The organism is Massilia sp. CT11-108, assembly GCF_047302915.1.
In the GTDB taxonomy this organism is placed as follows: Bacteria; Pseudomonadota; Gammaproteobacteria; order Burkholderiales; family Burkholderiaceae_D; genus Telluria; species Telluria orientalis.
The window spans coordinates 1-2,940 of sequence record NZ_JBKYMO010000607.1 but is presented as its reverse complement, the minus strand read 5'-3'; the positions used below and the strand labels follow the sequence as shown (position 1 = coordinate 2,940).

Below are 2,940 nucleotides of genomic sequence, written 5' to 3'. Positions count from 1 at the left end.
GGCCGGTGCCGCGACGACGGCCAGCGCGGCCGCCGCGCCGCCTTTCAGCGCGAGCACTTTCTTGTCGAGCGACAGGTCCGGATTCTTGAACGTGCCGCGCACGTAGAACGGCGTGCGCAACGTGAACAGGCGCAGCCCCTTGGTCTCCGGCTTGATGCGCAGGTCCATCTGTTCGGTCGACATGTTCACCCAGCCATTGATGTCGACGATGGCTTCCTCCGTGTCGAGCACGAAGGTACGGGTCTGCGCCACGCCATCCTTCACGCCGAGGTCGGCGGCGAGGCAGTTCAGCTTGACCTCCTTGTCGCCGAACAGTTTCGTGATGATGATGTTGCCGACGTTCAGGCCGGCCTCCTCGAGCAGCAGCTTGCTGACGACGCCCTGGCTGACGAGACCTTTCACTTCGCCATTCGCACCGGCCAGCATCGCGCCGACGGAATCGCCCGTTGCCGAGAGCTTCGCCTCGCCATAGATCGAGCCCACGGTCGCCTGCATCTTTTCGATTTGCGGGAACAATTCCTTGATGTGGATGTCGCGCGCCTTGACGTCGGCGGTCGCCTTGATCGGGCTGTTGGCGTTGCTGCCGTCGAGCTTGATGTTCGAGTTGACGTTGCCGCCGGCCATCACGAAATTGAGCGGCTCCAGCGTGAGCACGCCATTGTTCATCACGACATGGCTTTGCAGCTTGCTGATGGGCAGGTCCTTGTCCTTGACGATGCGGTCGGCCGTGAAGCGGACGTCGGCGTCCAGCACCTTCCAGCGCTCCGTATGGAATTTCTCGACGGGGAGGGCCTTGTTTTCCGGCTGCACGGCCTCGACGCCCCGCGCGCGCTTGCTGGCGTTGGAATCGGCGCCGATCAGCGGGCCGAGGTCGGCAAAGCGCAGTTGGTGCGATACGACGTTGCCGGTGAGCTTGTTGCGCGGCTTGCCCGTCGCGAATTCGAGGCGGCCCGCGATATCGGACTGGCCCACCTTGCCCTTGAACTTGTCGTACACCCAGCGGCTCTTGTTCTCGCCCAGTTCGCCCGTCAGGTGGCCGTCGGTCGAGAACGCGGGCGTCTCGGGCAGCAGCACGCCCGTGAACGGATACAGCCGCGCCATCGACGGCGCCGCCAGTTTCAGTTTCACATCGATGCCCGCGAGGTGGGCGGGGCGGGTGACCGTCCCGTCGACGGCGACGCGCGTATTGGCCGAGTGCACGTCGGCCTGGACGGGGAACGGCTCGTCCTGGTCGCGCAGCGACAGCACGGAACCCGTCTTGCCGCCGCCGCCCACGGGCGCGCCGTTGTACTCGCCGCGCAGCTTGAAGGCGATGCCATAGGTCGGGTCGTTCGCGATCGTGTCGATGTCGGCCGTGACGTCGGCCTTGGTCACGGCGTCGATCACGTGCACCGTGCCCTTGTTCAGAACGACCCGTTCGAGGTCGAGCGTCCACTTCGATTTCTTTTCCTCGCGCTTGTAGACCCAATTGTAGTGCGTGGCGTCCACGCGCAGCAGCTCGGCCTGCGGGCCGTCGAAGCGCAGCACGGGCACGTGGATGCGGTGGCCCAGCAGCGCGAACGGATCGAGCGAGAACGAGAACTGGCGCACGCTGGCCATGTCGCGCTGGGGCAGGCCTTCCGGGTTGCCCACGTGGACGTCGTCCGCGTACAAATGCGGCCACGGGATGTAGTCGCGCCACGTGCGCTGCGCTTTCGGTATGCTTTTCGACGGCTGCTCCCAATGCACGGCGAGATTGCCGCGAATGGCGAACGGACGGTCGATCGCGTCGCTGACCTTGTCGTTGAGCCAGGGTTTGGCGCGGTTCCAGTCGAACGTGAGTACGATGATGATGGCGATGACGGGAATCGCCACCAGCACGCCGACGATGCCGAGCGTGATCTTCACCGGACGCGACATGCGCGCGCCCTGCCTGGGCTGTTGGGTGGGCTGGGTTGTCATGGCCTTCCTTCTGGTGGGATGGGTTGATCGCAGATTAACGTAAAGGTCCTTGTGTCAATGTGCGGTGCCGCACCGTAGCCCGGCCGCAGGGAGCCCGAGGCCGTGTCTATGTGCGCCAGCGAACCGATCTCGTCCGGCGCGAGGGTTATAACGTTACCAACACAATCTAAAAACAGGAGTCGCAAGATGAATACGAAATCGAAGAACCTGCTGACGCGGGTCGGCGCAGCCGCCGTGGTGCTTTCGCTGGCTGCCTGCGCCAGCCCGGAAAAGACCCCGGCCACGGCTGCCGTCGCGGTTTCGCACAATGCCGTCGAAAACGCCGTGTCGGCGGGCGCGCCCGAGCTGGCGCCGACGGAGATCTCGGCTGCGCGCGACAAGATGATGCGCGCCAACCAGGCCCTCGCCGCCAAGGATTACAAGACGGCCCGCGAACTCGCGATCCAGGCCCAGGCCGACGCCAAGCTGGCGCAGAGCAAGGCCAATTCGGCCAAGGCCACGGCCGCCGCCGACGCGCTCAACGAGGACCTGCGCGTGCTGCGCCAGGAAGTCGACCGCGCCAATTCCGACCAGCAGCAATAAAGCCCAATAACAAGAACCGCAGAAAGGAAGCATCATGAAAATGAATTTCCTGAAGGCCCTCGTCGTTGCCGGCACGATCGCCCTGGCCGGCTGCAGCACCGTCCCGACCACCACACCCACGCTGGACGAGGCGCGCGCCGACTTCGTCGCGGCGAACAACAATCCGCAGGTCGCGACGTACGCGCAAATGGAATTCAAGCAGGCCGGCGAAGCACTCGACCGCGCCAACCAGGCCGCCGCCCAGCGCGAGAGCCTGGACACGATCGACCGCCTGGCCTACATCGCCAAGCAGAAGATCGCCACCGCCCAGGAAGTGGCGAAGACGAAGTCCGCCGAGGCGGAGGTCGCGAATGCGGCCCGCGAACGCGACCGCGTCCAGCTGGAAGCCCGCACCGCCGAGGCCGACCGTGCCAAGCG

General features: G+C 65.3%; 3 protein-coding genes. 2 read left to right on the top strand and 1 reads right to left on the bottom strand.

All coding sequences use genetic code 11. The annotated features are described in order from the left end of the window. A partial coding sequence (locus ACEN88_RS28230) for an AsmA family protein (protein ID WP_413344993.1) occupies positions 1 to 1,941 on the bottom strand: 1,941 nt, incomplete at its 3' end. Between the two features lie 186 nt (positions 1,942 to 2,127). On the opposite strand from ACEN88_RS28230, the gene ACEN88_RS28225 reads away from it, so the two are divergent. Both ACEN88_RS28225 and ACEN88_RS28220 read left to right on the top strand, forming a co-directional pair. Then, on the top strand, positions 2,128 to 2,523 hold the full coding sequence (locus tag ACEN88_RS28225) for a DUF4398 domain-containing protein (RefSeq protein ID WP_413344991.1): 396 nt from the start codon (positions 2,128 to 2,130) through the stop codon (positions 2,521 to 2,523). A gap of 40 nt (positions 2,524 to 2,563) precedes the next feature. Next, positions 2,564 to 2,940 (top strand): DUF4398 domain-containing protein (locus ACEN88_RS28220; RefSeq protein WP_413344995.1); only part of this gene is annotated, 377 nt, incomplete at its 3' end.

What these genes read in the sequence shown, in the direction of transcription:
- ACEN88_RS28225 (WP_413344991.1), top strand. Translation starts at nt 2,128, where the DNA reads ATGAATACGAAATCGAAGAACCTGCTGACGCGGGTCGGCGCAGCCGCC.